This window comes from Martelella mediterranea (genome assembly GCF_021021415.1).
GTDB lineage: Bacteria > Pseudomonadota > Alphaproteobacteria > Rhizobiales > Rhizobiaceae > Martelella > Martelella mediterranea_C.
This window is the reverse complement of sequence record NZ_JAINWJ010000001.1, coordinates 195,283-222,100: the sequence shown is the minus strand read 5'-3', so window position 1 is coordinate 222,100 and position 26,818 is coordinate 195,283. Positions and strand designations below refer to the sequence as shown.

Genomic DNA, 26,818 nt, shown 5'->3' with positions numbered 1-26,818 from the left:
GTTTTCATCCGTCCGGACGGACATGTTGCGGACGCGTAATCAATCCTTTCGCTCGCGCGAGATGCCGTAGCTGTCGAGCTTGAGATAGAGCGTCGAGCGCGCAATGCCGAGCCGTTTTGCCGCGCGGGAGAGATTGCCGTCTTCCGCCTTCACCGCGCCGAGGATTTCGGCTCGTTCGACATCGCGGAGCGTTTCCGTGCGATTGATCTGAGCGCGCTGATGAAACTCGCGGGGGAGCGTGCGCTCGGAGATCAGCCCGCTTGGCGAGAGAGCATCGAGTGCGGCGATCAGATTGCGCATTTCGATCAGGTTGCCCGGCCAGGCATAGTTCTGCAAGGCGGTCATGGCGCCGGATGTAAAACGCAGCTCGCGTCTGCCGGTCTCCGTCGCATGGCACTGGATGAGCCATCGTAGCAGCGGCCCGATTTCTTCCGGGCGTTCGCGAAGCGGGGGGATGTGGAGACGCGCGCCGGCGATCCTGTAGTAGAGATCGCTGCGGAAATTGTTGGCGCGCATCTCGTCATAAAGCGAGCGGGCCGACAGGGCGATGATCCTGCCACCGCCTTCGGACACCTGTTCCACGAGCGTGAACAGCAGCTTTTGCAGCGATGGCGAAACCGCGCCCGGACTGGAAAGACACAGAATGCCGCCGCCCTCGGCGTCGCGGGCAGACGCGATCAGCGCGCGCAAGCTTTCCTCGGTCAACTGGGCGCAGTCGATCACCTCAAAGGGGTCTTGCGATTGCCTGCTGGCATTATGGATCGCCTTGGCCAGAGAACTCTTTCCCGTTCCGGTCTCGCCTTCGATCAGGATCGGGATCGGCGTCTCTGCCAGTCTCTCGGCCTGCGCGCAGAGTTCGGCGGAGACCTGTCCGGCGCGCGCGATCTGCCGTAACTCCATTCCGGTCCAACTGCGGGCCTGCGGACGCGAACGGCGCAGAGAGACCATGACGCCGATCGCCTCGCCCTGATTTTCGATCACCTCGAAATCGGCGCCGTTCAGGCATTCGCCCAGAACCTCTCCAATCTGTTCGGCAGGCTGGTCTATCAGCGCGGGCAGGAGCTTCGGCAATTGTCGAAGGGCGTCGTCATCCAAGCAGAACCGGGCGAAGTCCTCGGTGGAGAACACGCTCGAGCCATTGCGATCCATGACAAGCGTTTGATCAGTGCCGCGCCTGAGACGGCGAATATGAGAATATTCCAGCAGCCGTTCGCGCTCGCGGCCGAGCATCTGTGTGAGTTCGGTTTCCACCTGCAAGGCGAGCGCGGATGAAAGGGCGACGGCATTGGGCTGCATAATGCCGCCGGGCCAGGAAATGTCGAGCACGCCCATGACCCGACCGGTTCCCGGTTCGATGATCGGCGTCGCCGCGCAGTTCCAGCGCTGGATCGCCTCGCAGAAATGCTCGGCATCGCGAATGAGCGTCGGCACACCGAGATAAAGCGCGGTTCCGATCGCGTTGGTTCCGATCGCTTCCTCGACCCACTGGCCGCCCGTATAGAGATGATTTTCCTGCGCCTCGGCAAGCGTATGCGGGTCGCCGGCCGCTTCGATAACGACGCCGGAATCATCGCTGAGCAGAAGAATGTCGCGCGTGCCGATCAGCAGGCTTCCGGCCCGGCTTATCGCTTTTTGCGCGGCAAGCTCAAGTCTGCGCGCCCGGGCGCGGCGACCCTCAAGGCGTTCCTCATCGAGCACCGGCGCGCGCGTGCGCTCGCCCACCGCGTGGCGCAGAGAGCGCCTCCAGCTTTCCAGAACGTCATGACGCATGGCCGCGGGCGCCTGTCCCGTGGACATGAAGTCTTCCCATTCCTTCTTCCGTGCAATGCGCTCCATCTTCTCCTCCCGAAAAGACAGCCCGCCAGAGAGCTGTAACCATTGAGGCTTACACTCTGATCGCGACCTCCATGAAACCATTAGAGCGAATGCATCGATAATATCAATTAAGCGCGTTCTGTAGTGTATGAATTTCGGACAGTTCAAGAGGAGGCCTTTCAGCCTTCTTCCGGCAACTACTGCTCGCTGTTGAGAAACCAGGCCAGAAGCTCGGCGCTGTTGGCAAGGCCGAGCGTGCGGGTGAGCCGCAGCCGGTGGGCCTCGACGGTGCGGGGCGACAGGCCGATCTCGGCGGCAATCGCGGCGTTGGTCTTGCCCTGGGACACCAGCGTCAGGATCTGACGTTGGCGTCCGGTGAGCTTCATCGTCGCGCCGGTCACCGGCCGGGTCATCGGTTCGAAGCAGTAGAGCGCTGCGGCGAACGGATCGGAAAGGTCATAGGAGCGACCGCGCACCTGGCACCAGAAACGCCGCCCGGCGCTGTCGGCCATGATGCGCTCGTCATAATAGATCGCGTGTTCCGGCAGGTTGAACCGCCACATTTCGCCGGTGCGGACGAAGTCCTCCAGTCCCGGATAAAGGCGCGAGAAACTGCGGTCGATCAGGCTCTCCCGCTCATAGCCGAAGACGGCGGCGAACTCGTCATTGCAATCGCGGATGATGCGGTGCGTGGCATAGACCATGGGCACCGGAATATCGGCGAGCGGGAAACGGAGCGGTGCGGATGACGGTGCAGGCATATAGTAGAAATACGACTAACACCCGCAGAATATCAAGCTTAACCTACGCCTCCAGAACGGTTCAGAACCGGGAGGAGACATCATGAAGAAGCAATTTTCATCCGCGGCGGAAGCGCTTGCGGGCCAGTTGAAGGACGGTATGGTGATCATGTCGGGCGGGTTCGGCCTTTGCGGCATTCCCGAAGCCCTGATCGAGGCGGTCGAGGCATCGGGCGCGCGCAATCTGACGGTTATTTCCAACAATGCCGGCGTCGACGGCATCGGCCTTGGCCGGCTGCTGGCAACCAAACAGATCGCCAAGATGATCTCGTCCTATGTCGGCGAGAACAAGCTGTTTGCCGAGCAGTATCTCTCCGGCGAACTGGAACTGGAGTTCAATCCGCAGGGCACGCTGGCCGAGCGCATTCGCGCCGGCGGGGCGGGCATTCCGGCCTTCTTCACCAAGACCGGCGTCGGCACCATGATCGCCGAGGGCAAGGAGGTGCGCAGCTTCGATGGCGAAGACTACGTCATGGAAAGCGCGCTTGTTGCCGATGTCGCGCTGGTTCATGCCTTCAGGGGCGATACCGAGGGCAATCTCGTTTATCGCAAGACCGCGCGCAACTTCAATCCGATGATGGCGACGGCGGCGAAGCTGACGGTGGCCGAGGTCGAGCATCTGGTGCCCGCCGGCGAGATCGATCCGGATCACATCCATACGCCCGGCATCTTTGTCTCGCGCATCGTCGAGGTGAAGAACCCGAAAAAGCACATCGAGCAGCGCACCACACGCAAACGCGCAGAGGAGACCGTCTGATGGCCTGGACACGCGAACAGATGGCGGCCCGCGCGGCCCGCGAATTGCAGGACGGTTTCTACGTCAATCTCGGCATCGGCATTCCCACACTGGTGGCCAATTACATCCCCGATGGCATGGATGTGCGCCTGCAGAGCGAGAACGGCATGATGTCCATGGGGCCTTTCCCGTTTGAGGGCGAGGAGGACGCCGACCTCATCAATGCCGGCAAGCAGACGGTGACCGAACTGCCGGAAACGAGCTATTTTTCGAGCGCCGACAGCTTCGCCATGATCCGCGGCGGTCATATCGACCTGTCGATCCTGGGCGCGATGCAGGTTGCCGAAAACGGCGATCTCGCCAACTGGATGATCCCGGGCAAGATGGTCAAGGGCATGGGCGGCGCGATGGATCTCGTCGCCGGCGTCAAGCGCGTCGTGGTGGTGATGGAGCACGAGGCCAAGGGCAAGTCGAAGCTGCTGAAACAGTGCGACCTGCCTTTGACCGGCAGCCGCGTCACCGATCTGGTGATCACCGATCTCGGCGTCTTCACCGTCGCGCGCACCGGGCCGGCAAAACTGACGCTGATCGAGCTTGCCGACGGAGTCAGTGTGGATGAGATTCGCGCGAAGACGGAAGCCGACTTCGATGTCGCGCTCACGGCGGGAGAAAAGGCATGAGCGATATCGTCATCGCCGGCGCCTGCCGTACCGCCGTCGGCGCCTTCATGAAGTCGCTCGCGACCGTGCCCGCCCATGATCTGGGCGCGGCCGTGATCCGCGAGGCGCTTGTCCGCGCAGGCGTTTCCGGCGACGAGGTGGACGAGGTCATTCTCGGTCAAGTGCTGACGGCGGGCCAGAGGCAGAACCCGGCGCGCCAGGCCGCCATGAAGGCAGGCGTTCCCGAAGCCGCGACCGCGTTTATCGTCAACCAGGTCTGCGGCTCCGGGCTTCGGGCCGTGGCGCTTGGCGCGCAGCAGATTTTGACCGGCGAGTCCCGCCTTGTGGTGGCTGGCGGTCAGGAGAACATGTCGCTGTCGCCCCACTGCCAGAATGCGCGCACCGGCACCAAGATGGGGCCGATCTCGCTGGTTGATACCATGATCAGCGACGGACTGATGGATGCGTTCGGCGACTATCACATGGGTATCACGGCGGAAAACGTTGCCAACCGCTATGCGATCAGCCGCGATCAGCAGGATGCCTTCGCGCTTGCCAGCCACCGCAAGGCAGCCGCCGCGCAGGAGCAAGGGCGCTTTGCTGACGAAATATTGCCGATCACGGTCAAGGACCGGCGCAGCGAAACGGTGGTCGATCGCGACGAGCAGATCCGCCCGGACGCGGACGAGGCAAGCCTCGCAAAACTTCGCCCGGCCTTCGACAAAAACGGCACGGTCACCGCCGGCAACGCCTCGGGCCTGAATGACGGGGCCGCCGCCATGGTGCTGATGTCTGCCTCGGAGGCCGAGAAGCGCGGTATCCAGCCGATGGCGCGCATCAAGGCGTTTGCGACGGCAGGCGTCGATCCGGCGATTATGGGGATCGGTCCGGTGAATGCCTCGCAAAAGGCGCTGGAGCGCGCCGGCTGGTCGGTGAACGATCTCGACCTTGTCGAAGCCAATGAAGCCTTCGCCGCCCAGGCCTGCGCGGTCAATGGCGCGCTCGGCCTTGACCCCGACAAGGTCAATGTCAACGGCGGCGCGATCGCGCTTGGCCATCCGATCGGCGCATCGGGCGCGCGCGTGCTTGTGACGTTGCTCCACGAAATGCAGCGCCGCGACGCCCGCAAGGGCCTTGCAACGCTCTGCATCGGCGGCGGCATGGGCGTCGCCATGTGCGTGGAAAGAGATTGACCGCACGCTGGATGACAAGGAGCCGGTCCGTGCAGCATTGAGGCCGGATCGACAGACGGACGGTCAGAGGGTCGTCCGTCTTCGGCTGGATTAAATCGCACAGATTCCGTTCTTCCTGCGGCTGCCAGTGTTACTGGGCCAGTTTGTTGCGGTTGAGCAGTTCCAGAAACAGGGCTGCGTGATCCAGATCGCCGCCGCCAAGCCGGTTCACCAGCTCGGAAAAGCGGTCGCGCTGCAGGGTGGTCAGCGGCAGGGAAAGGCCCATCGCCTCGCATTCCGCCAGGACATTCTCCAGGTCCTTCAGTTGCAGCGAGGAGCGCCCGCCGGGCGCGAAATCGCCTGCCTGCATGCGGGCGCCATGCTGCTGCAGGATGACGGAATCGGCAAAACCGCCCTTCAGAACGGCCCGAAAGCGCTCGGGATCGATGCCGGCCTCGCGCACCATGAGCGTCGCTTCGGCAACCGCCCCGACGGTGATGGCGACAATGGCCTGATTGGCAAGCTTGGCGAACTGGCCGCTGCCAGGCGGGCCGAGCAGAATTGCGTGCCCCATCGCGTCGAAAATCTTTCCGACCCCGGCGAAAACCGCTTCCTCGCCGCCGGCCATGATCGCCAGGCTGCCAGTCTCTGCACCCCGGGTCCCGCCGCTGACGGGCGCATCGATGTGGCCGATGCCCATCTCCGCCAGACGGCGGGCGTGATCGCGCGCCTCGGCGGGCCGGATCGAGCTCATGTCGATCACGGTCGCTCCGCGCGACATGTGTTCGGCCGCTCCCTGCGAGAACAAAACGTCGCGAACGGCGGAACCGTCCGTGACCATGATGATCACGACATCCTTGTCGGCCGCGGCCAAGGCGGGCGTTTCTGCCCTGACAGCGCCTGCCGCTTCAAGCGCTGCGGTTTTGCCGGGACTGCGGTTCCAGACTGTTACCGTGAAGCCCTCCTTGATCAGGTTGAGCGCCATGGGCGCGCCCATCAGTCCGGTTCCGAGAATTGCTATTTTCATGATCGGTCTATCCTGGTTTGAAGCCATTCGGAGTCACATCGGCTGCATAAGACGACGTTGTCGCCGTCATGAAAAGCCCGCCTGGCTTTTTGTCGCGAAAAGGCAAGTCGGAACCATCTCCGGCAGACGCCGTTTGCCGATCAGCTATTCGCCGAGATCTAAGCTGCAAAATACCCTCTCGTCTGAACAGACTGCAAGGCTGCCTGGCTCTTCCAAACCGTCGGCAACGCGGCGGAAGCCTCTATCGCCTTCACTTCCCGCACGATGCTTTCGACGGGTTCATCGGGGTCGGAAGTGGATTTGCGGGCGGCCGTGATGCGGGGAGGGGCTTATGGTCGCCGAAACGCGGAAAACGCTGCCGATCATCTCTTCGGTCAAAACAGCATTCGGCGCGCCCGAGGCGACGATGGCGCCATCCTTCAGCACGATGATCCGGTCACAGAACATCGCGGCGAGATTGAGATCGTGCAGCGCAACGATGCTCGTCAGGTCCAGTTGCCGCACGGTATGCAGGATCTCGATCTGATGGTGGATGTCGAGATGGTTGGTCGGCTCGTCGAGAAACAGAACCCGCGGGCTCTGGGCAAGCGCGCGGGCGATGTGCACGCGTTGCCGCTCGCCGCCCGAAAGCGTCTGCCAGGACTGGTTTTGAAGCGGCTCCATGCCGACGCGCCGGAGTGCGCCGGATACTGCTTCCTGATCGGCCGAACTCCAGCCGGAAAGCGCCGAGCGATGGGGCGTGCGTCCCAGGCGGACGACGTCGCGGACCGTGACATTGGTATCGGTCGCCGCATTTTGCTGAACGAAGGCCACCTCTCGCGCCAGCAGGCGTCTGGGCACGTGGGCGATGTTGCGGCCATGGATCTCGACATGGCCGCGATCCGGCCGCTTCAGGCCGGCAAGGAGCCTCAGCAGCGAGGACTTGCCGGAGCCGTTAGGCCCGATCAGTCCGAGGGTTTCGCCCTCCCGCACGTCGAGGCTGACATTCTTGACGATGACCTTTCGCCGGACGCCCCAGCTTAACTGGTCTGCAACGACGCTCATGTCCGGGGCCTCGCGCGATAGAGGATGATGGCGAAGAACGGTACGCCGACCAGCGCGGTGACAACCCCGATCGGAATGGTCTGCTGCGGCACCAGCACGCGGGAGGCGATGTCGGCGATGACCATGAAGACGGCGCCGAGGATCGCCGAGGCGGGCAGGAGGCGCATATGCACCGGCCCGACGACATAACGCGCGGCATGCGGCACCACCAGCCCGACAAAGCCGATCGCGCCGACCTGGCTGACAATCGTCGCCGTCATCAGCGCCGTGACGCCAAACAGGATCAGCCGCGTGCGGGCCACGGGAATGCCGAGGGCTGCGGCATCCTCGTCGCCGAAGGTGAACGCGTCGAGCGTGCGGGCCATCCAGATGCAGATCGCAAGGCAGATGCACAGAACGACGGCCAGCAACTGAAATTCGGGCCAGCGAACGCCGCCGAAACTGCCGAGCAGCCAGAACATGACATTGCGCGCCTGCTGGGCATTGGCCGAGGTGGTGACGATATAGGCGGTGAGCGCATTGAAGAGCTGCGAGGCCGCGACGCCGGCGAGGATCGTATGGCTCGGGCCGCTGGTCGCGCCATTCGAGAGCAGGGCCACCAGCGCGAAGGCGGCAAAGGCGCCAACGAAGGCGCCGAGCGACAGCGACACGGCGCCCGCGCCGATGCCCAGCACGATGACGCAGACGGCGCCGGTTGAGGCTCCCGCCGACACGCCGAGCACGAACGGCTCCGCCAGCGCATTGCGCAACAGCGCCTGCAGGATGGCCCCGCAGATCGCCAGACCCGCGCCGCAGAGCGCTGCAACGAGGCTCCGGCTCAGCCGGAGATTCCAGACAACGCTCTGTTCGATCCTGGGAATATCGGCGGTCGTCAGGCCGAAATGATTGGTGACCGCCAGAAAGACGGATCTCACAGGTATGTTGTAGTCGCCGATCGCGGTCGCCAGGGCGATCACGCCGATCAGGACAACGGCCGAACCGGCCAGCAGCAGGGCCAGCCTGAGGCCGGCCCGCGTGTCATCCGCGGTGTTCATTTCGAAAGGTCGATCGCCTCGAGCTGTGCGGCGATTTCCTCGGCGCCGTAGAGCGTGCGGATGCTGGGGTTCATGGCCGCCCCGCTCATGACCACGATGCGCCCCTTGCTGACGGCGTCCATCTGGCTGACGGTCGGATCGGTTTGCAGAAATTCGATCTTGTGTTCGGCGGTGTCGAGGTCCCATCGGTTGCGGTCAACCTGCGCGGCGACGATGACGGTGGGGTCGGCCGCCATGATGCCTTCCCAGTTGGAAGTCGGCCACTCCGCCTTGGTGTCGAGCGCGTTGCGACCGCCGAGAAGGTCGGCGATGAAGCCGGAAGGGCCGTTGCCGCCGCCCAGATAGGCGTCGTCGGCGGGCGACGGGCTCGAGAACCAGAACAGAAATGTCAGGTTCTCGTTTTTGGAGAACCGATCGCGCAGCGCCTGTTCGCGCGCCTTGAAGTCGGCGATGAGAACCTGTCCGCGGTCCTCGACATCGAATATGCGGGCAAGATCGTCGATCTCCTTGTAGAGGAGATCCATGTTCCAGAGCTGGTCGCGGCTTCCATAGGCATCGCCCGTGTCCAGCGTGGTCGAGCAGGCGCTCGGAGAGAGGTAGGTGGGAATGCCCAGGCTTTCAAAGTCGTCGCGCTTGGCCAGTTTGCTGTCCGGTCCCATCAGGATCGGCAGCATCGCCGCGACGAAATCGGGCTGCTGCTCCAGGACGGACTCCAGCGTGGGGAACTCGACGCTCAAAAGCTTGACCTTTGCATTGGCCTCCGCCAGTTCGGGCAGAACCTCATTGGGCCAGAAGGCGGTGGCCGCCATCCTGTCTTCCAGGCCCAGCAACAGCATGATTTCGGCGCTGTTCTGGCCAAGCGCAACGGCATGTTCCGGCGCCTTTTCGAAGACCACGGTTGCGCCGCAGTTTTCGATCGTGAGCGGGTAGGAGGTTGAAGCGGCCAGCGTCGGCACAGACGTCAGGGCCACCATCAGGCCGGCGGCAATACCAAGTTTCTTGTGCGATTCCATCTCTGACTCCGTGCATTTGTGTCGTTGGATCGCTCTTTAGGATTGGTGCGGCGTTAAATCAAGACTAAATAACTCATGTTTGTGTCTGGCGGTGCCAAGAGGGCTTTACGACCGACGACATCGTCTCCAGTGGATCGTTCATCCTGTTTCACCAAAGGTCACGAATAAAACCGTTTGACGCGTTTATTACTAACTGGTAGGTAATAAGCAAGTTCAGGGAGGAATTCTATGGCTGATACCAATCGTATCGGGATCATCATGCACGGCGTCACCGGCCGCATGGGAATGAACCAGCATCTTATCCGTTCGGTGCTCGCGATCCGCGATCAGGGCGGTCTGCGTTTGAGTGACGGCTCGCTTGTGATGCCGGATCCGATCATCGTTGGCCGCAACGCAGCCAAGATCGAGGAACTGGCGAAGCGCCACGGCGTTCAGCGCGTCACCACGGATCTCGATGCGGCGCTTGCCGATCCCTACAACGTGATCTTCTTCGATGCCGCCTCCACCAAGCTGCGTCCGACGCTGCTGAGGAAAGCGATTGATGCCGGCAAGCATGTCTATTCCGAAAAGCCGGTTTCCGAAGGTCTGGAAGAGGCTGTCGAGATCGCCCGCTATGCCAAGGAAAAAGGCGTCAAGAACGGCATCGTTCACGACAAGCTCGACTTGCCCGGCCTCGTCAAGCTGAAGCGGCTGCGCGATAACGGCTTCTTCGGCAAGATTCTGTCGGTGAAGGGCGAATTCGGCTATTGGGTCTTCACCGGCGAGGACCAGCCGGCGCAGCGCCCGAGCTGGAACTACCGCGCCGAGGATGGCGGCGGTATGGTCTCGGACATGCTCTGCCACTGGCGTTATGTGCTGGATAATGTCGTCGCCCCGGTCAAGTCGGTATCCTGCACCACCGCGACCCATATCCCGACCCGCATTGATGAGCAGGGCAGGGAATACAAGGCAACCGCCGATGATGCGGCCTATGCGACCTTCATGCTGGAAGGCGATATCGTCGCCCACATTAATTCAAGCTGGTGCACCCGCGTGCGTCGCGATGATCTGGTGACGTTCCAGATCGACGGCACCCACGGCTCCGCCGTTGCCGGGTTGCACAAATGCTACAGTCAGCACCGCGCCAATACGCCGAAGCCGGTATGGAACCCGGACGAACCGCAGAAGATGAACTTCTTCGAGGACTGGCAGGACGTGCCGGACAACACGGTATTCGACAACGGCTTCAAGGTGCAGTGGGAACAGTTCCTGCGCCACGTGCTGGAAGACGGCCCCTGGGCCTATACGCTGACCGAGGGCGCCAAGGGCGTGCAGCTTGCCGAAGCCGGATATAAGAGCGCCCGTGAACGCCGCTGGGTCGACCTCGAAGATCTGGGGATATGAGTATGACAGCTATCAAGCTTCCGACCGCCTCCGGCGGCATCGAGACCTTCTCCTTTTCCGGCGCTGGCGTGACGCCCGATCGGGGCGAATGGAACCGCAAGGTATTTGCCGCCGCCCATGTCGTCGTCGATCCGCTTGCCGACAACAATCCGTGGTCGGACTGCAATGTCGACTGGGACAAGACGATGGCGTTTCGCCGCCATCTCTGGTCGCTCGGCTTCGGCGTGGCCGAAGCCATGGACACCGCCCAGCGCGGTATGGGCATGGACTGGCCGACCTCGCTGGAGCTGATCCAGCGCTCGGTGGCCGAAGCAAAGGCCGGCGGTCATTCGATCGCCTGCGGCGCGGGCACCGACCATCTCGACCCCGCCGATGCCAAGACCATCGATGATGTGATTGCAGCTTACGAAATGCAGTGTGAAGCCGTCGAGGCGACCGGCGGTCAGGTGATCCTGATGGCCTCGCGCGCGCTCTGCAAGGTCGCAAAAAGCGCCGATGACTACGCCCGCGTCTATGGCCGCATTCTTTCGGGCCTGAAGCAGCCGGCCGTGCTGCATTGGCTTGGCGAGATGTTCGACCCGGCGCTGGAAGGCTATTGGGCGAGCGCCGATCACATGACGGCGATGGATACCTGCCTCAAGATCATCGAGGACAATGCCGCCAAGGTCGACGGCATCAAGATCTCGCTGCTTTCGGCCGAAAAGGAAATCGCCATGCGCCGCCGGCTGCCGGAAGGCGTGAAGATGTATACCGGCGACGACTTCAACTATCCGGAGCTGATCGCCGGCGACGACCAGGGTTACAGCCACGCGCTGCTCGGCATTTTCGATCCGATCGCCCCCGTTGCCGCCACCGGGCTTGCGGCCCTTGCCAAGGGCGACATGCAGCGCTGGAGCGCGGTGATGGAGCCGACCGTGCCGCTGTCGCGCCATATCTTCAAGGCGCCGACGCGCTACTACAAGACCGGCGTCGTGTTCCTGGCCTATCTGATGGGCCATCAGGACCATTTCACCATGCTCGGCGGTCAGCAGAGCGCCCGCTCGGCGCAGCACCTGGCCGAGATCGTCCGGCTTGCCGATGCGGCGGGGCTGATCGCAGATACCGAGATGGCCGCAGCCCGCACCGCGCGGGCGATGGCAACCCACGGCATCGGGGTCTGACGGCATGGCGGTGATCACCCCCGAAAGGCTTTCGCTGAACACCGCGACCACGCGGGCGCAATGGAAGCTCGATCAGGCGATCGAAGGCTGCGCCCGCCACGGTTTCGGCGGCCTGTCGCCATGGCGCGACCAGTTGCAGGCGCTTGGCGCCGACAAGGCCGCCCGCCAGATCCGCGATGCCGGTCTCGGCGTCTCGGGCCTTTGCCGCGGCGGATGGTACACGGCCGAAGGCGCGCTGACGGACGCCGTTCTGGAGGACAATCGGCGCGCTGTCGACGAGGCCGCGACCATCGGCTCTGAATGCCTTGTCATGGTCGTCGGTGGTTTGCCGAAGGGCCGCCGCGATCTCGACGGCGCCCGCGCCATGATCGAGGAAGGGCTGGCGAAGACGCTCGACTATGCCCGCACCGTGAATGTGAAGATCGCCATAGAGCCGCTGCATCCGATGTATGCGGCCGACCGCGCCGCGGTGAACACGATGGCGCAGGCGCTCGACATCTGCGACCGGCTCGGCGACGGCATCGGCGTTGCCGCCGACGTCTACCACATCTGGTGGGACCCGGCGGTGAAGGCTGAGATCAGCCGCGCGGGGAAGGAGCGTCTGATGGCGTTTCACCTTTGCGACTGGCTGGTGCCGACCACCGACATGCTGAACGACCGCGGCATGATGGGCGATGGCGTCATCGATATCCCGGACCTGCGCGCAGCCGTGGAGGCCGAGGGTTTTTCAGGACTGAACGAGGTCGAGATTTTTTCAGCGGAGAACTGGTGGAAGCGCGATCCGGACGAGGTGATGGAGATCATCATCGAGCGCGCGGCCAATTGCTGCTGAGCTTGAATTACCTGCTTGCGCAGGCAGGCGGTCGGAAGGCCGGGGGAGGAGCAAGAGGAGCGCTTCCCCGGCGGATCGGCCGGAAACTGCGGATACCGGTCACTTGACACGAGGTCAGGTGCCCGTAACCTACTATCCAGTAGTCAAGGGAGGAGACTATCATGTCCATGCTTTCGAAACTGGCTGTTTCCGCAGCCGCAATCGCTCTTTTCGCCGCCGGCGCAGCGTCTGCCGAAACCTGGCAGCCCGACCGGCCGATCAACATCATCGTGCCGTGGTCGGCGGGCGGTTCGACCGATCAGGTCACCCGCGTCGTTGCTCCGATCCTGTCCGAGGCTCTTGGAACGGAAGTCGTCGTGGTCAACCAGCCGGGCGCATCCGGATCGATCGGCACCAAGGCGGCGATGGACGCCCCGCGTGACGGTTATACCTGGACCGCGAACGCGATCGCCAACAATGCCACCTATGCCGTTTCCGGCCTGCTCGAAGAGTCCAACATCGACGATTACCGGATCTACCTGCACGTTGCCAACGCGCCGCTGATCTCGGTCAACGCCGATGCGCCCTACAAGGATTTCGGCGAGCTGATGGAAGCCATGAAGACCGGCGATGTGACCGTCGGGACCGCCGGCGTCACCTCCTCGGGCGGTACGGCCTTTGCCACGCTACAGGATGCGATGGGCGGCAACTTGTCGGCCCGCATGGTCGCCTATGACGGCGGCAATCCGGCCGTTATCGCCGCGGCTTCGGGCGAGGTCGACATGACGACCCAGCTTGCCGTGGAGCAGACCGAAATGATCAAGGCCGGTCGCCTGCGTCCGCTGGCCGTGCTTTCCGACACGCCGCTCGAAATCGAAGGCATCGACCCGGTTCCGCCGGTCACCGAATGGCTCGATATCGATGTCGCCCCGGACTATTTCGGCGTCTTCATCCCGAAGGGCGCGCCGCAGGAAGTCTACGACACGGTCGATCAGGTCTGGGCTGACAAGGTGATGAACTCCGAGGCGCTGAAGAAATATGCCAATGAGCGCGGCGCGAGCTTTGCGCCGAGCTATGGCGACGAGGCCCGCGCCCGCGCCATTCCGGTTGCGACCAACGAGGCCTGCGCCATGAAGGCCCGCGGCGAGGCGGTGAAGGACCCGTCCGAAGTCGGCCTGACCTGCCCGGAATAAGGGCGGCTGGCGCAGCAATACCCGATCTCCCCCTTGAGGGGGAGAGCAATCGCAGATGGCCTTCGGTCTCGCTCCCAATATTCTCTCCCGCTTGCGGGAGAGATGCCCCGAAAGGGGCAGTGAGGGTGATGCAGCATTTCCGTTCGTGAGGGCGTCCGTAAGGATAAGTTCCCCCCTCACTGTCGCTTTCGCGACATCTCTCCCCTCCGGGGCGAGAAGATTGGGGGGCTGTGCGGAGGGAGCAATCCGGCCTCGCGAAACGTCAAAACAAACCGGGGCGGCGGTGCCGCCGCCTCATCCCGTTTCCTCGGAGGCTTCATGCTGAAAATCCGCTCCGTCGACATTGCCGTCTCGACCATCCTGCTTGCCGTCGGGATTGCCCAGCTCATTGGCGGCTACACCATGGACCGGCTGGAAGTCCGACACATTCCGCCGGCAAGCTTCCCGGGCCTGCTGCCGATCGTGCTTGGCATCGCCATGACCATCGTTGCCGGCCTTCAGCTCATCGGCCTCCTGCGCAGCCGGGATGGCGACGACGAGCGCCGGGCGAGCGGCATGGTGACCCGCGAGGAACTGGTGCGGCTTTCCGGGCTCATTGCCCTTTGCGCGATCTACGCGATCGTGCTGGTCGGTCGCGTGCATTTCTGGGTGGCGAGCAGCCTGTTCGTCGCCACCTTCATTCTGGCCTTCGAGTTTTCGCCCGGCATGCCGCGGCGCGCCATGATCATCACCATCGCCCGCGCGCTGGTGATTGCGATCGTCTTCGGCGGCGCTGTGTCATACCTTTTTGAAGATCTGTTTCTGGTGCGCCTGCCATGACCCCCGTGATCGACGCGCTCGCCAGCGCCTTTTCCGAACTCACAACGCCGATGATGCTGTTCAACGTCGTGTGGGCGACGCTGCTCGGCATCTTCGTCGGCGCGCTGCCCGGCCTGACGGCGACGATGGGCGTGGCGCTCCTGACGACGCTCACCTATTCGCTGGACCGCAATACCGCGATCATGGTGCTGATCTGCATGTATGTCGGCGCGATTTATGGCGGCTCGCGCAGCGCCATCCTGCTCAATATTCCCGGCACGCCGGCGAGCGCCGCGACCGCACTGGACGGCTTTCCGCTGGTGCGCAAGGGCAAGGGCTCGCTCGCCATGGCAATCGCCACCTTCGGCTCGATGCTCGGCACGCTGGTCGGCATCGCCATGCTGGTGCTGATCGCGCCGCCGCTGGCGGAAGCCGCCTTCGGCTTCGGCTCCTATGAATTCTTCTGGCTGGCGCTGTTCGGCATCATCATCTCCGGCCAGCTCACCCATTCCGGCGAGCCGCTGAAGGGCTATATGGCCGGCCTGATCGGCCTGTCGGTGGCGATGATCGGCTCGGAAGGAATTCATTCCTATGTCCGCTTCAATTTCGGCATCCAGCAGATGAATGGCGGGATCGAGCTGATTCCGGCCATGGTCGGCGCCTTCGGTTTCGCCGAAGTACTCTTTGCCATGACGCTGCCGGCGGCCGAACTCGCCCGCAGTAAATCCGTGCCGGCACCGCTGAAGGAGCTTTTCGGAAGTGTCTGGCGCTACAAGCGTACCGTGCTCGAATCCGGCGTCATCGGCACGCTGGTCGGCATCATTCCGGGCGTCGGCGAGGATATCGGCGCATGGGGGTCCTATGCCGCCGCCAAGCGCCATTCGAAGGAGCGCGACGAATTCGGCAAGGGCAGCCAGGAAGGGCTGATCGCTGCCGAAACCGGCAACTCGGCCGTCGTGCCCGGTTCGCTGATCCCGACGCTGACGCTCGGCGTGCCGGGTTCGGCATCGGCGGCCGTGCTGATCGCGGCGCTGTTCCTGCATGGCGTGCGCCCCGGGCCGATGATCATGTTCGACCAGCCCGACATGATCTACACCATCGCCGTGATGCTGATCTTCGCCACCATTGCCATGGGCGTGTTCGGCATGGCGCTGACGCCGCTGTTCGTGCGAGTGCTTCAGATCCCCCGAACGATCCTGATGCCGATGGTGTTCACCCTCTGCGTCATCGGTCCCTATGCGCTGTCCCAGCGGATTTTCGATATCTGGGTGATGTTCGCCTTCGGTGTCGGCGGCTATATTCTGCGCCGCCTGAACTACCCGATGGCGCCGCTGGTGCTCGGCATCATCCTCGGCGCCCTGCTGGACAAGAGCTTGCGACGCGGGTTGATCCTGTCGAATGGCGACATCACCGCCTTCTTCACGCGGCCCGTTTCGGCCGGCTTCGCGGTGCTGATCGCGCTCACCATCCTGTTCTCGATTCCCGCCTTCCGCCGGTTTGCAAGCTTCAAACGCTGGCGCGGCGATGCTAACGGGGAAGACGCGAAGACGAAATAGGGAGAAACGGGCGTGGCAAGGCGGACAGCGGTAAAGACGAAACGGGCAACGCGCGATGCGGAGGCCTCGCGCGCGGCCATCCTCCAGGCGGCGCTCGATGAGTTTTCCTCCGTCGGCTATGACGGCGCCCGCGTCGACCGCATCGCCGCCGAGGCCGGCCTGTCGAAACCGCTGCTTTACGACTATTTCGGCGACAAGGACGAGCTCTACAAGGCGGCGCTGCGCGAGGCCTATGTGCAGATCCGCGCGGGCGAGGAGAAGCTGGCGCTCGAGGCGCTGTCACCGGAGGATGCGGTCGGGGCGCTGGTGATGTTCACCATGACCCATTTCCGCACGCGGCCCTGGTTCATCACCATGCTGAACACCGAGAACCTGCGGCAGGGCTCCTCCGTCGGCAAGATCGGCGACCGGCGCGAGATCCAGTCGAAGCTTCTGATCAAGCTTGAGGAAGTGCTCAAAAGGGGTTGGAAAGACGGCGTTTTCCTGCGGAAGGCCGAGCCGGTGGACGTCTATCTGATGATCGCCTCGCTCTGCTATTTCCCGGTCTCCAACCGCTTCACGCTGGCCGAGGTCTTCGGCTTCGACGCCAGCGAAGAAGGCCTCAACGCCCATGCCCGCCGCGCCACGGAGGCCGTCGTCGGCTGGCTCAAGCAGAAAGACGCGAGTTGATGCCCCGCCTTGTCAGTTGCAATGAATTGCTGAGCCGTCAGGGGCACGATCTTCGGGCGCAATGCCGGTTCGCCAAGGCCGTCGGCTATGATGCGCTGGAGCTTGCGGTCGAGAGTTTTCCGGCTGATCCGCGCGCGCTTACAGACGGGCAGGTGAGGGCGATGCGGCAGACGGCGGCCGATGAGGGCATGGAGATTGCCGGCCTGCACTGGCTGCTGTCCTCCGCCCCGGCGCTTTCGATCACCGATCCCGCGGCGGCCGGGGAGACAACGGACTACCTGCTGAAACTCATCGACATCTGCGCCGGGCTGGGCGGCCATGTGCTCATCCACGGCTCGCCCCAGCAGCGCCGCCCGCTTTCCGGCACGCCGGATGCGGCGACCTATGACCATGCGGCGGAGCTGTTTACGCCCGTCGCCAGCGCCTGTCTCGATGCCGGCCTGACCTATTGCATCGAGCCGCTCTCGCGCGACCAGACGCCGTTCATCAACACGCTGGCGGATGCCCGCCGGCTTGTCGAGATGGTCGGATCGCCGGCGTTCAAGACCATGCTCGACTGTTCCTCTGCGGCCCTTGCCGAGGAGGAAAGCGTGCCCGCGCTGATCGAAAAATGGATGCCGACCGGCCTGATTGCCCATGTGCATCTCAACGACAGCAATCGCGGCGCGCCGGGCACAGGAGCCGACGATTTTTCGGCCATCATTGCCGCGATCATAGCAAGCGGATACGGCGGCGATCTTTCGGTCGAGCCGTTCACCACCTGCGTCAGCGCGGAGGTGACGCTTGCCATCGCGTCGGCCACCACGCGGGCCCATCTGCAAACCCATGGGAGGGCGATGCCATGAGTGCCGCACGGATTTCGCTCAAGGCGATTGCGTTTCGCACCCGGCCCGTCCGGTTCCGCCTGCCGTTCCATTTCGGCAATACCGTGGTCACCGAGACCGATCAGGGCTTCGTTTCGGTAACTGTCGAAGTCGATGGACAGATCGCGGAGGGCCATGCGGCCCAGCTCATGGTGCCGCGCTGGTTCGACAAGCGCGGCAGCCGGACGAATGATGACACCGTCGCCGACCTGAAGCGCTCGCTCGCGCTTGCCTGTCAGTCAGCCGAAGACATCGCCTCCGAAACCATCGCCGCCGCCACAACGCGCATGCGCCGGGACGTCGAGGCCGCCATGCCGGAGGGCACGCCAAGGCTCGCCGCCCATTTCGGCCCGGCGCTTGTCGAGATGGCGTTGATCGACGCGGTCTGTCGCGCGCATGGCCTCAATTTTCCGCAGGCCGCAAAGGCCGACCTGTTCGGCGTCAGCGCGCTTGGCGCTCCCGATATTTCGCCTGCCGCGATCACAGGGGCGCTTTCCGGCGTCACGCCGCTTCCCGCGATTGCGCCGCGCCAGACCGTCGGCTTCGATGCGCCGATTTTCGAAAGCGAGGCGGACCCGGAGAGGGCCGATGACGGCCTGCCGGTCAGCCTCGAAGCGATCATCCGCGCCACCGGCATCCGCGCCTTCAAGATCAAGTTGAAGGGCGACCCGGAGGCCGATATTGACCGGTTGGCGCATATCGCGACGCTTGTCGATGGCATGGACCATTACCGCGTCACGCTCGACGCCAACGAGCAATATCTGCCCGACCGTTTCGCAACCTTTCTCGAAAGCCTTCAGGGCGATCCCAGGCTTTCGCGACTGCGCGGCGCTATCGCCTTCATCGAGCAGCCCTTCGCCCGCGAGACCGCGCTGACGCTTGAGATCACGCCGACGCTTTCCGCTTTTCCGCTGATCATCGACGAGAGCGACGACCATGACGACGCCTTCGCCACCGCGATTGCCCATGGCTGGTCGGGAACCTCGATCAAGAGCTGCAAGGGCGTGTTGCGCGCGCTTTTGAACTATGCCCGGATGGTCGATGGCCGCGCGCACGGAAAACGCCTGTTCATCTCGGCCGAGGATTTGACCTGTCAACCAGGTCTTTGCTGGCAGCAGGATACGCTCGTGGCGGCAACACTCGGCTGTCGCGATGTGGAGCGCAACGGCCACCATTTCGGCGGCGGTCTGCAGGGTTATGACGATCTCGAAAAGGCCCGCCTCCTCGCCGCCCATCCCGACCTCTACCGCCGGCGCGGCGATCGCATCGACCTGCTGATCGAAGACGGCACAATTGCCATCGGCTCGTTGTTCGGACCGGGTTTTGGGCGATAGCCGCCTGAGGCCGAATTCTAAGAGGCTGTCTCGCCGCGCTGTGGCAGGGTGATGCCATGTCGCCGCATCCACCCCCACCGCCGGTTAATGGCGTCAACGCGCGATGCGCTGGTCGGTTTCATCGAAGAGATGAACATCCGCGACATCGAAGGTGACGCGGATGGTGGTGCCGGTTTTGAGCGCGTGCTGGCCGGCAAGCACGGCCATCACACGCTCGCCGTTTCCGGCTTCTCCGTAGATCACGGTTTCCGTTCCCAGCGCCTCGACCAGGGTGATGGCGATCTCGAAGCCCGTCTGGTCCTCCGCCGCCAGCCTGATGTGCTGCGGGCGCACGCCGAGCGTTACCCTGGCGCCGGCGGCCGGCCGCGTCCCCGCGATCGCCAGATCGAGCGTCTCGGCGTCGAGGAGGCTGATCTTCAGTCCGGCCTCATCGGCATCGACAACGCTTGCCGGCAGGAAATTCATCGCCGGCGAGCCGATGAAGCCCGCGACGAACAGGTTGGCCGGGGTGTTGAACAGCTCCAGCGGCGTTCCGATCTGCTCAACCTTGCCGGCGCGCAGCACCACGATCCGGTCCGCAAGCGTCATTGCCTCCACCTGGTCATGGGTCACATAGACCATGGTGGTCTTCAGCCGGTCGTGAAGGGCGGAAAGCTCCGCGCGCATATGCACGCGCAACTCCGCATCAAGGTTGGAGAGCGGCTCGTCGAACAGGAACACGTCCGGGTGGCGCACGATGGCGCGGCCGATCGCGACGCGCTGTCGCTGGCCGCCCGAAAGCGCCTTCGGTTTGCGGTCGAGATAGGATTCGAGCTCCAGCATCCGGGCGGCTTCCATCACCCGGGTCTCGATCTCCTGTTTTTTCATGCCGGCGAAGCGCAGTGCGAAGCCCATATTCTCGCGCACCGTCATATGCGGGTAGAGCGCATAGGTCTGGAACACCATGGCGATCCCGCGCTTTGCCGGGTCCTCGTCGGTCATGTCCGTCCCGCCGATCGACAGCGAGCCGGATGTAATGTCCTCAAGCCCCGCGATCATCCGCAACAGGGTCGACTTGCCGCAGCCGGAGGGACCGACAAAGACCACGAACTCGCCGGACCTTATGTCGAGATCGACGCCCTTGATGACCTCGATCGCGCCGAAGGACTTGCGGATTTGGTTGAGGGAAACATCTGCCATGGCAAACCTCAGCTGATCGTGAAGGCGATAGTATCATCGGCAAAGGCGGCGCAGCGGACCGACAGCGTCAGCGTCCCGGTCTCATCCCCCGCCTCGATATAAAGCCCCGCCGTGCCGCCCCGGAAGCTCGTGATCTCCGGCCCGACGATGCGGCCGGGCCCATCGAGCGAAAGCGCGACCGGCTCGTCGAAGAACGGCATGATGTTGCCGCACTGGTCGAGCGCGCGCAGAATCACCCGCACGCAATCCTTTTCGCCCGCCCTCAATTCGGTCGCATCCGGCGCGATCTCAAGCGTCGTCGGCACGGGGTTGCCGGCAAGCTTCATGGTCCTGACGGGTTTTCCGTCGATATAGCCCGTCAGCGTGCCGTCGAACCACTGGCGGCCCCAATCGCCGAATTCTTCGGCGGAGACATTGTGGCTGTCGAGAATGACCGGCGGATGAGGGAGGTGCGGGTATGTCGAACGTGCAGGCTCCACCCGCTTGGGCGCGCTGTCGCCGACGGTGAGTTCGATATAGTCGCAATTGGTCAGGATGATCAGCGGCAGCACGCCGCCGATGTTGCGCTCGCCGCGCGCCCAGAAGGTGACCGGCTGAAGCACCACGCCATTCTCGGGATCGCCCTGCGAGGCATAGGCATAGGCCGCGAATTTCGGCTCGCGATACATGTCCATCACGCCGTGATAGCAGATCCGGTCGCCGGAGCCGAAATCGCTGTGGGTGTTGTAGTCGAACATGCACCAGCCCGTGCTGCCCGCGATCGTCGGGTCGCCGGCGACCGCGTTCAGCATCTGCAGGTGGCGGGTGACGTGCTCGGCCTGCCGACTTTCCTGGTCGAAGCGCTTGGTGGGATACATGTGGCCGTTATATTCGGTGATCATGTAGGGCACCGTCTTCGAAAGCCCGGTCACCTGCCTCTGGTCGCGGGTGCAGATCCGCGCATGGTTGCGGCCCGGCTGTTCCTCGTCGCCGAGGACGAAGTCGTTCATGGTATAGACGTCTTCCAGCATCTCGCTGTTTTCGATGCAGCGCACGCCGCCGGTCTGGCGGGTGGCGTCGAGTGCGCGGGCGACCCGGTTGGTCTCGGCGTAGAAATCGTGGTCGTCGGCGGATTCGTTGATGCGCACGCCCCAGATGATGATCGACGGATGGTTCCAGTCGCGGGTGATCATCCGGCGGACGTTCTCGACCGATTCCCGCTTCCATGCATCGCCGCCGATATGCTGCCAGCCCGGGATTTCCTCGAAAACCAGCAGGCCGATCTCGTCGCAGCGGTCGAGGAAATATTTCGACTGCGGATAATGCGAGGTCCGGGCGATATTGCAGGCCAGTTCGAATTTAAGGATATCGGCATCCTTTTCCTGCCCGCGCCTGCCCATGGCGTAGCCAAGATGCGGCCAGCTCTGGTGGCGGTTGAGGCCCCGCAGTTTCAAGAGCCTGCCATTGAGTCGGAAGCCATCGCTGGCGAAGGACGCGGTGCGGAAGCCGAAACGGTTGGAAAAATCGTCCGTGCCCGCCTCGGTTTCGAGCGTCACGGTGAGAGTATAGAGCGCCGGGTCATCGATATCCCAAAGCCGGAGGCCTTTCAGATCGGAAAGCGCAAGCCGCGTCTGCCGGCCCGAAACGGAAGCTTCGGTGGCGGCGATCATTTTGCCCTCGGCGTCGCTCAGCGTCGCGCTGAGCCTGCCGGTGGTCTCGTCGGTCAGGAACACGTCGGCGGTCACGCTCTTGGCGTCGGCGAGCGCGTCGGGCGTTTCGATCTTGACGTTGTCGATCGCGACCGGGGTCGTGATCTTCAGCCAGACGTCGCGATAGATGCCGGCAAAGGTCAGATAGTCGATGACATTGCCGAAGGGCGGGATGTCCGGGTTCTCCGATCCGTCGATCTTCACCGTCAGCAGATTGTCGCCGTCCTTCAGATGCGGGCCGATCTCGACCTCGAAGGGGGTATAGCCATCCTTGTGGGCGGCGATTTCCTTGCCGTTGAGGAAAACGACGCTGTCGGCCATCGCCGCGTCGAAGACCAGCGAAACCCGCTTGCCGGCGAAACCGGGCTCGTTGGCAAAAACCTTCTGGTAGGTGAAAGCGCGCTGATAGCGCTTCTCGTCGAAATAGTTGAAGGGCAGTTCGACGGCGGTATGCGGCAGGCGCACGCTTTCGCCATCGCGCAGGGTGCTGATCGCCGCATTGTCGAACCCTTCGGAGAACACCCAGCCGGCATTGAAATTCTGAACTTTACGCATGTGTATGACCTATTTGACGGAACCGAGCATGCCCTGGACGAACTGGCGTTGCATGGCGAAGAAGATGAGAAGCGTGGGAAGGGTGGCGAGGATCGTGCCAATCATCACCGTGCCGTAATCGGGATAATAGGCGGAGGCGAGCGAGGAGACGACCAGCGTGATCGTCTTGGTCTCGTTCGATTGCAGCACGATCAGCGGCCACAGATAGTTGTTCCAGTAGAGCATGAACACGATGACGAAGGCCGCCGCATAGGTGGAGCGCATCACCGGGAAATAGATATGCAGGAAGATTTGCCACTCCTTCAGCCCGTCGACCTTGGCGGCATCGCGCAGTTCGGACGGGAAGGCCTTGGTGGCCTGGCGGAAATAGAAGATCACGAAGGCCCAGGCGATGAAGGGCAGGATGATGGCGATATGGGTGTCGATCAGCCCGGCCTTGGCGGTCATCATGAACAGCGGGATCATGATCGCCGCAAACGGCACCATCAGCGTCAAGAGCACGATGGCATAGACCCGGTCGCGCAGCTTCGAGCGGAATATCTCGAAACCATAGCCGGCAAGCGAGGTGACCGTGAGCGTGAGGAAGGTGCCGAGGCCCGCGATCTTGATCGAGTTCCACATGATCAACGGCACGTCGACCTGCGTGACGAAGGCATTGATATTCGTCGTCAGCGCGTTGCCGAAGGTGACCTTGCCGATGACGATATCGGCGGTGGTGTTGGTCGCGCCGATCACCATCCAGATGAAGGGGAACACCGAGATGAAGGCGGCAAGCCCGAGCAGGATATAGGTCAGCGAACCGGCGGCGAGGCGGATGAGGCGGCGGCTCGTCATGTGCGTTCCCTCGCGGCGTAGAATTGCAGGAAGGAGAGCACCGCGACGATCAGCACGATGACGTAGGAGACCGTGGCCGCGTAGCCGAAATTGGGCATGAAGCGGAAGGTCAGGTTGTAGATATAGAGCGACAGGGTCAGCGTCGCGTTCGCCGGACCGCCTTTGCCCTCGGTCAGGTTGTAGACCTCGTCGAAGAGCTGCAGCGTGCCGATGGTGGAGGTGATCGTGGTGAACAGGATCACCGGCTTCAGCATCGGGATCGTGATGTGCAGGAAGCGCCGCCATGAGGGCACGCCATCGATGCGGGCGGCCTCGTAGATCGACCTGTCGATATTTTGCAGCGCGGCCAGATAGAAGATCATGTTGTAGCCGGTCCAGCGCCAGGTGATGGCGAGAATGACCAGCACCTTGGCCCAGAACGGATCGGTGAACCACTCGATCGGGCTGTCGGCAAGCCCCACCGCCATCAGCGTGCTGTTGATGATGCCGTCGGTGGCGAACATGCTCTTGAACAGGATCGAATAGGCAACCAGCGAGGATACGCAGGGCAGGAAGATGGCGGTGCGGAACAGGCCGGAAAATCTGAGCCGCGGATTGTTGAGCGCGTTGGCGAGGATCAGCGCCAGCACGATCATGACCGGCACCTGGATGACAAGGAAGGTCAGCGTGTTGGTCAGCGCCTGCCAGAAAATGGCGTCATACCAGAGACGCTCGATATTCCCGAAACCGACGAAATTCATCATCATGCCGCGGCCGGAATAGAACGACAGCACCAGCGAGCGGATGATCGGATAGAACATGAAGGCGGCGACGAGAATGAGGGCCGGCGCCACGAACAGCCAGCCGTTGACGTCGTAAAACCGCTTCAGATTGCCGGGTCTTGCATTAGCCATGGTCGGTCCCAGTTGCCGGCGGGCCGGCTTTCCAACAATCGTGATGGCGAAAGCCGGGGCAGGCGGGCCCGCCCCGGCAAAGCGCCTTTACTGGATCTGGAACTTGGCCTGATCGTTGATCGCCTTCAGCACCTCGTCGACCGGCTTGCCGTCGATCAGCGACTGCAGGTTGGAGGTGACCGCGACATCGAGCTCGTTGGTGAAGATGCCGTAGTCGACCGCCGGAATCTGGTTCAGCCAGTCGGAGAATTTCTGCCAGACCTTCTCGCCGCCGAAGAACGGATCGGCCTCCTGATAGGCTTCGCCCTCGCGCGCGGCGAGCAACGAGCCGACCGCGCCGCGCTCGATCAGGATCTTCTGGTAGAATTCCGTGTCCTTGGCGTAGATCTCGTTGAGGAAATCGATCGCTTCGTCCTTAACGTCGGAGCTGTCGAGCACATACCAGCTCGAGCCGCCAAGGTTGGAGGCGTTGCCTGCGCCCTCGACGCCGTCGAGCTTGGGAATCGGTGCGACGCCCCATTTGCCGGACTGGTCTTCCTGCGCCTTGATGGTGCCGGTGATCCAGACGCCGGTGATGACCGAGGCGACATTGCCGGAGGTGAACGCGTTGACATAATCCGACCAGCCGGTCGCCGGATAGATCAGGCCTTCCTCGGCGATCTTCGCCTGGGTTTCGAGGGCTGCCTTCAGCGCGGCGTTGTCGAGGACATTGAGGTCGCCGTTTTCGTCGAAATACCAGCTTCCGGCCGACTGCATCATGATTCGGGTTATGCCGCCGTCATTGAGGTCGAGCGTGGTCATCTTGTGGCCGGTCTTGGCCTCGACTTGCCTGCCGATCTCGATGAACCGGTCCCAGGTGATGTCCTGCATGTCCTCCGGTTTGAAGCCGGCTTCCTCCAGATAGTCGCGGCGGTAATACATGCCGGTGACGCCGGTGTCGAAGGGCATGCCGTAGACCTTGCCGTCGACCGTCATGAGCTGCACCTTGTAGGGCGCGAAGGCAGAGTAATCGACAACGCCATCCATGGCCGCAAACGCGCCGGGGAAGGACTGGAGATATTTCTGCGCGCCGTAATCCTCGATCAGCACGATATCCGGCAGCGCGCTGGTCGCGCCGGAGGCGAGAGCGGTCTGCAGCTTCTGCTCGACATCGGCCTTGGCGAAGTCGACGACATTGAAGGTCGTGTCGGGGTGAGACTTGGTGTAGATCTCGCCCGCTTCCTTCATGATCGCGACGTTGAAATTGGGGTCCCAGCACCAGATGGTGATCTCACCCGCGAAGGCGGCGGTCGCGCCGAAGACACATGCTCCCGACAGAGCCACACCCGTGATGCGGCCCAGCACTTTCTGCTTATCCATTGGTTCCTCCCGTTTGGACAAATTGCCCGACGGCTCTCCATGCCGCCCCGGAGGAAGCTAACTACAATTTGGAAAACTTGACAATAAAATTTTTAGTAAAAATCAGTAAATAAATTTACGCGGCGGGCGGATGGCGACAACTGTCGCGCCAGATCATCTCGCCGGGGATGGTTACGCGCTTTGTGTATTCGCGACCGTTGATGCGCTCGACCAGCAGGTCGACCGCGCATTCGCCGATGGCCTCGCCTGGTATCTTCATGGTGGAAAGCGCGGGATTGAGAAACTGGGCGACCGGTATGTCGTTGAAGGAGGCGATGGCGATATCGTCGGGCACCGAAAGCCCTGCTTCGGCCAGTGCCCGCCCGGTTCCGATGGCGATATTGTCATTCGCGGTGAGGATGACATCCGGGCGTTCGGGCCGGTCGAGCAGGTCGCGGGCATGCTCGTAACCGACCTCAAGCCGCAGATTCTGCCCGTCATTGCAGTCATTGTTGAGGGCGATCAGGGTGGGGTCGAAGGTGCCGCGCGCCTTCTGCCAGTCGACATAAGCCCGGCAGCGCGCCTCGCTGTAGGGCACATCGCCAAAGCTGATCCTGTCCTCCGCGCCGATGAAGGCGATGCGCCGATAGCCGGCAGCGGCGAGGCCATCGAGAATTTTCGTGGTTGCCACCGCGAGATCGCTGTAAACACAGTCATAGTGCTCGTCCGAAGGCTGGAAATCGGCGAACACCAGATGGTCGCAACACTCCTCGAGAAAGGCGATTTCCGCCGGCCTGTGCTTGCCGATGGCGATGATGCCGGCAACCCCCTGCAACAGACTGGCCTCGTTGAAAAGATCGGCGTGGAACACCTTCACGATCTCGCTCTGGTAATGCTGTGAGCGCCGTTCTATGCCCAGCCTCACCCCGATATAATAGGGGTCGATCAGTTCCTCGTCACGCTCCAGGAAGTGAACCGTGGCGATGCGGGGCATGGCGGCGGTCGGTTGCGGTTGGCGGAACGGCGCGGGCTTGCGGCGATTGCGGTTTCGCGGCGTTGCGTAATCCAGCGCCTCGGCGGTCTCGATGATCGCCTTGCGCTTGGTCTCGCTCACCGAAAGGGTGGGATCGTAGTTCAGCACACGGGAAACCGTGCCTGCCGAAACGCCGACCGCCTTCGCAATTTCACGGATTGTGACCATCATCTCCCCCGAAGCAGCCGGGACCACAATGGTCTGGCACGTCTAGTAAATTTTTACCGAAAC

Annotated in this window: 24 protein-coding genes; 12 read left to right on the top strand and 12 right to left on the bottom strand. The window is 63.0% G+C overall.

What is annotated here, in order from left to right; translation table 11 throughout:
* Positions 1–39 precede the first annotated feature (39 nt).
* Together K7H91_RS01035 and K7H91_RS01030 are read right to left on the bottom strand one after the other, a co-directional pair.
* Complete coding sequence (locus tag K7H91_RS01035) at positions 40–1,836, bottom strand: sigma-54-dependent Fis family transcriptional regulator (RefSeq protein ID WP_230718326.1); 1,797 nt, start codon at positions 1,834–1,836, stop codon at positions 40–42.
* 176 nt (positions 1,837–2,012) lie between these two features.
* Positions 2,013–2,576, bottom strand: coding sequence for a LuxR C-terminal-related transcriptional regulator (locus tag K7H91_RS01030; protein ID WP_230718325.1), 564 nt, complete (start codon positions 2,574–2,576; stop codon positions 2,013–2,015).
* Positions 2,577–2,658: 82 nt separating this feature from the next.
* On the opposite strand from K7H91_RS01030, the gene K7H91_RS01025 reads away from it, so the two are divergent.
* The 3 genes from K7H91_RS01025 to K7H91_RS01015 are packed head-to-tail and all read left to right on the top strand — an operon-like array spanning position 2,659 to position 5,203.
* A complete protein-coding gene (locus K7H91_RS01025) occupies positions 2,659–3,372 on the top strand; it encodes a CoA transferase subunit A (protein WP_230718324.1) in 714 nt (237 codons plus the stop codon).
* The gene (locus tag K7H91_RS01020; protein ID WP_230718323.1) at positions 3,372–4,031 is read left to right on the top strand and encodes a 3-oxoacid CoA-transferase subunit B; all 660 of its coding nucleotides are present in this window, start codon (positions 3,372–3,374) and stop codon (positions 4,029–4,031) included. The genes K7H91_RS01025 and K7H91_RS01020 overlap by 1 nt, the downstream gene beginning before the upstream one ends.
* Positions 4,028–5,203, top strand: coding sequence for an acetyl-CoA C-acetyltransferase (locus K7H91_RS01015; protein ID WP_230718322.1), 1,176 nt, complete (start codon positions 4,028–4,030; stop codon positions 5,201–5,203). Before K7H91_RS01020 ends, K7H91_RS01015 begins: the two co-directional genes overlap by 4 nt.
* Before the next feature lie 130 nt (positions 5,204–5,333).
* Here the strand turns inward: K7H91_RS01015 and K7H91_RS01010 are convergent, their stop codons facing one another.
* From K7H91_RS01010 to K7H91_RS00995, 4 genes are all read right to left on the bottom strand, one after another.
* The gene (locus tag K7H91_RS01010) at positions 5,334–6,209 is read right to left on the bottom strand and encodes an NAD(P)-dependent oxidoreductase (protein WP_230718321.1); all 876 of its coding nucleotides are present in this window, start codon (positions 6,207–6,209) and stop codon (positions 5,334–5,336) included.
* 279 nt (positions 6,210–6,488) lie between these two features.
* Positions 6,489–7,253 carry an ABC transporter ATP-binding protein gene (locus tag K7H91_RS01005; RefSeq protein WP_230718320.1) on the bottom strand — a complete coding sequence of 255 codons (765 nt, stop codon included), beginning with the start codon at positions 7,251–7,253 and terminating at the stop codon, positions 6,489–6,491.
* Entirely contained in the window at positions 7,250–8,287 is a 1,038-nt protein-coding gene (locus K7H91_RS01000; RefSeq protein WP_230718319.1) for a FecCD family ABC transporter permease, read from the bottom strand. The genes K7H91_RS01005 and K7H91_RS01000 overlap by 4 nt, the downstream gene beginning before the upstream one ends.
* Positions 8,284–9,300 (bottom strand): ABC transporter substrate-binding protein, encoded by a 1,017-nt coding sequence (locus K7H91_RS00995; RefSeq protein ID WP_230718318.1) that lies wholly within the window; start codon positions 9,298–9,300, stop codon positions 8,284–8,286. The genes K7H91_RS01000 and K7H91_RS00995 overlap by 4 nt, the downstream gene beginning before the upstream one ends.
* 228 nt (positions 9,301–9,528) lie before the next feature.
* On the opposite strand from K7H91_RS00995, the gene K7H91_RS00990 reads away from it, so the two are divergent.
* The 9 genes from K7H91_RS00990 to K7H91_RS00950 all read left to right on the top strand — a co-directional run bounded on the left by K7H91_RS00990 (position 9,529) and on the right by K7H91_RS00950 (position 19,067).
* The gene (locus tag K7H91_RS00990; RefSeq protein WP_230718317.1) at positions 9,529–10,683 is read left to right on the top strand and encodes a Gfo/Idh/MocA family protein; all 1,155 of its coding nucleotides are present in this window, start codon (positions 9,529–9,531) and stop codon (positions 10,681–10,683) included.
* 2 nt (positions 10,684–10,685) lie between these two features.
* Positions 10,686–11,843, top strand: coding sequence for a dihydrodipicolinate synthase family protein (locus K7H91_RS00985; protein ID WP_230718316.1), 1,158 nt, complete (start codon positions 10,686–10,688; stop codon positions 11,841–11,843).
* 4 nt (positions 11,844–11,847) lie between these two features.
* A complete protein-coding gene (locus K7H91_RS00980; RefSeq protein ID WP_230718315.1) occupies positions 11,848–12,675 on the top strand; it encodes a sugar phosphate isomerase/epimerase family protein in 828 nt (275 codons plus the stop codon).
* A 161-nt stretch (positions 12,676–12,836) separates the two neighbouring features.
* Positions 12,837–13,847 (top strand): tripartite tricarboxylate transporter substrate binding protein, encoded by a 1,011-nt coding sequence (locus K7H91_RS00975; protein ID WP_230718314.1) that lies wholly within the window; start codon positions 12,837–12,839, stop codon positions 13,845–13,847.
* A 318-nt stretch (positions 13,848–14,165) separates the two neighbouring features.
* Positions 14,166–14,666 (top strand): tripartite tricarboxylate transporter TctB family protein, encoded by a 501-nt coding sequence (locus K7H91_RS00970; protein ID WP_230718313.1) that lies wholly within the window; start codon positions 14,166–14,168, stop codon positions 14,664–14,666.
* A complete protein-coding gene (locus K7H91_RS00965; protein ID WP_230718312.1) occupies positions 14,663–16,201 on the top strand; it encodes a tripartite tricarboxylate transporter permease in 1,539 nt (512 codons plus the stop codon). Before K7H91_RS00970 ends, K7H91_RS00965 begins: the two co-directional genes overlap by 4 nt.
* Positions 16,202–16,213: 12 nt before the next feature.
* Positions 16,214–16,870, top strand: a complete 657-nt coding sequence (locus tag K7H91_RS25665; RefSeq protein WP_230718311.1) for a TetR/AcrR family transcriptional regulator — start codon at positions 16,214–16,216, stop codon at positions 16,868–16,870.
* On the top strand, positions 16,870–17,715 hold the full coding sequence (locus tag K7H91_RS00955; RefSeq protein WP_230718310.1) for a sugar phosphate isomerase/epimerase family protein: 846 nt from the start codon (positions 16,870–16,872) through the stop codon (positions 17,713–17,715). Before K7H91_RS25665 ends, K7H91_RS00955 begins: the two co-directional genes overlap by 1 nt.
* On the top strand, positions 17,712–19,067 hold the full coding sequence (locus K7H91_RS00950) for an enolase C-terminal domain-like protein (protein WP_230718309.1): 1,356 nt from the start codon (positions 17,712–17,714) through the stop codon (positions 19,065–19,067). The genes K7H91_RS00955 and K7H91_RS00950 overlap by 4 nt, the downstream gene beginning before the upstream one ends.
* 93 nt (positions 19,068–19,160) lie before the next feature.
* On the opposite strand, the gene K7H91_RS00945 is transcribed toward K7H91_RS00950, so the two are convergent.
* The 6 genes from K7H91_RS00945 to K7H91_RS00920 all read right to left on the bottom strand — a co-directional run bounded on the left by K7H91_RS00945 (position 19,161) and on the right by K7H91_RS00920 (position 26,755).
* Positions 19,161–20,246, bottom strand: coding sequence for an ABC transporter ATP-binding protein (locus K7H91_RS00945; RefSeq protein WP_230718308.1), 1,086 nt, complete (start codon positions 20,244–20,246; stop codon positions 19,161–19,163).
* An 8-nt stretch (positions 20,247–20,254) separates the two neighbouring features.
* Positions 20,255–22,489 (bottom strand): glycoside hydrolase family 2 protein, encoded by a 2,235-nt coding sequence (locus K7H91_RS00940; protein ID WP_230718307.1) that lies wholly within the window; start codon positions 22,487–22,489, stop codon positions 20,255–20,257.
* A gap of 9 nt (positions 22,490–22,498) precedes the next feature.
* Positions 22,499–23,323, bottom strand: a complete 825-nt coding sequence (locus K7H91_RS00935) for a carbohydrate ABC transporter permease (protein WP_230718306.1) — start codon at positions 23,321–23,323, stop codon at positions 22,499–22,501.
* Positions 23,320–24,216 (bottom strand): carbohydrate ABC transporter permease, encoded by an 897-nt coding sequence (locus tag K7H91_RS00930; RefSeq protein WP_230718305.1) that lies wholly within the window; start codon positions 24,214–24,216, stop codon positions 23,320–23,322. The genes K7H91_RS00935 and K7H91_RS00930 overlap by 4 nt, the downstream gene beginning before the upstream one ends.
* An 87-nt stretch (positions 24,217–24,303) precedes the next feature.
* A complete protein-coding gene (locus tag K7H91_RS00925) occupies positions 24,304–25,575 on the bottom strand; it encodes an ABC transporter substrate-binding protein (protein ID WP_230718304.1) in 1,272 nt (423 codons plus the stop codon).
* A gap of 115 nt (positions 25,576–25,690) precedes the next feature.
* Positions 25,691–26,755 (bottom strand): LacI family DNA-binding transcriptional regulator, encoded by a 1,065-nt coding sequence (locus K7H91_RS00920; protein WP_230718303.1) that lies wholly within the window; start codon positions 26,753–26,755, stop codon positions 25,691–25,693.
* Positions 26,756–26,818 lie beyond the last annotated feature (63 nt).

Bases quoted from the DNA above. Each gene is read 5' to 3' on its own strand.
- K7H91_RS01005 (WP_230718320.1), bottom strand. From the start codon at position 7,253: ATGAGCGTCGTTGCAGACCAGTTAAGCTGGGGCGTCCGGCGAAAGGTC.
- K7H91_RS01035 (WP_230718326.1), bottom strand. From the start codon at position 1,836: ATGGAGCGCATTGCACGGAAGAAGGAATGGGAAGACTTCATGTCCACG.
- K7H91_RS00995 (WP_230718318.1), bottom strand. From the start codon at position 9,300: ATGGAATCGCACAAGAAACTTGGTATTGCCGCCGGCCTGATGGTGGCC.
- K7H91_RS00920 (WP_230718303.1), bottom strand. From the start codon at position 26,755: ATGGTCACAATCCGTGAAATTGCGAAGGCGGTCGGCGTTTCGGCAGGC.
- K7H91_RS00975 (WP_230718314.1), top strand. From the start codon at position 12,837: ATGTCCATGCTTTCGAAACTGGCTGTTTCCGCAGCCGCAATCGCTCTT.
- K7H91_RS00965 (WP_230718312.1), top strand. From the start codon at position 14,663: ATGACCCCCGTGATCGACGCGCTCGCCAGCGCCTTTTCCGAACTCACA.
- K7H91_RS00925 (WP_230718304.1), bottom strand. From the start codon at position 25,575: ATGGATAAGCAGAAAGTGCTGGGCCGCATCACGGGTGTGGCTCTGTCG.
- K7H91_RS00970 (WP_230718313.1), top strand. From the start codon at position 14,166: ATGCTGAAAATCCGCTCCGTCGACATTGCCGTCTCGACCATCCTGCTT.
- K7H91_RS01010 (WP_230718321.1), bottom strand. From the start codon at position 6,209: ATGAAAATAGCAATTCTCGGAACCGGACTGATGGGCGCGCCCATGGCG.
- K7H91_RS01000 (WP_230718319.1), bottom strand. From the start codon at position 8,287: ATGAACACCGCGGATGACACGCGGGCCGGCCTCAGGCTGGCCCTGCTG.
- K7H91_RS01025 (WP_230718324.1), top strand. From the start codon at position 2,659: ATGAAGAAGCAATTTTCATCCGCGGCGGAAGCGCTTGCGGGCCAGTTG.
- K7H91_RS00955 (WP_230718310.1), top strand. From the start codon at position 16,870: ATGCCCCGCCTTGTCAGTTGCAATGAATTGCTGAGCCGTCAGGGGCAC.
- K7H91_RS00990 (WP_230718317.1), top strand. From the start codon at position 9,529: ATGGCTGATACCAATCGTATCGGGATCATCATGCACGGCGTCACCGGC.
- K7H91_RS01020 (WP_230718323.1), top strand. From the start codon at position 3,372: ATGGCCTGGACACGCGAACAGATGGCGGCCCGCGCGGCCCGCGAATTG.
- K7H91_RS00945 (WP_230718308.1), bottom strand. From the start codon at position 20,246: ATGGCAGATGTTTCCCTCAACCAAATCCGCAAGTCCTTCGGCGCGATC.
- K7H91_RS00950 (WP_230718309.1), top strand. From the start codon at position 17,712: ATGAGTGCCGCACGGATTTCGCTCAAGGCGATTGCGTTTCGCACCCGG.
- K7H91_RS00980 (WP_230718315.1), top strand. From the start codon at position 11,848: ATGGCGGTGATCACCCCCGAAAGGCTTTCGCTGAACACCGCGACCACG.
- K7H91_RS00985 (WP_230718316.1), top strand. From the start codon at position 10,686: ATGACAGCTATCAAGCTTCCGACCGCCTCCGGCGGCATCGAGACCTTC.
- K7H91_RS00930 (WP_230718305.1), bottom strand. From the start codon at position 24,216: ATGGCTAATGCAAGACCCGGCAATCTGAAGCGGTTTTACGACGTCAAC.
- K7H91_RS00940 (WP_230718307.1), bottom strand. From the start codon at position 22,489: ATGCGTAAAGTTCAGAATTTCAATGCCGGCTGGGTGTTCTCCGAAGGG.
- K7H91_RS01030 (WP_230718325.1), bottom strand. From the start codon at position 2,576: ATGCCTGCACCGTCATCCGCACCGCTCCGTTTCCCGCTCGCCGATATT.
- K7H91_RS00935 (WP_230718306.1), bottom strand. From the start codon at position 23,323: ATGACGAGCCGCCGCCTCATCCGCCTCGCCGCCGGTTCGCTGACCTAT.
- K7H91_RS01015 (WP_230718322.1), top strand. From the start codon at position 4,028: ATGAGCGATATCGTCATCGCCGGCGCCTGCCGTACCGCCGTCGGCGCC.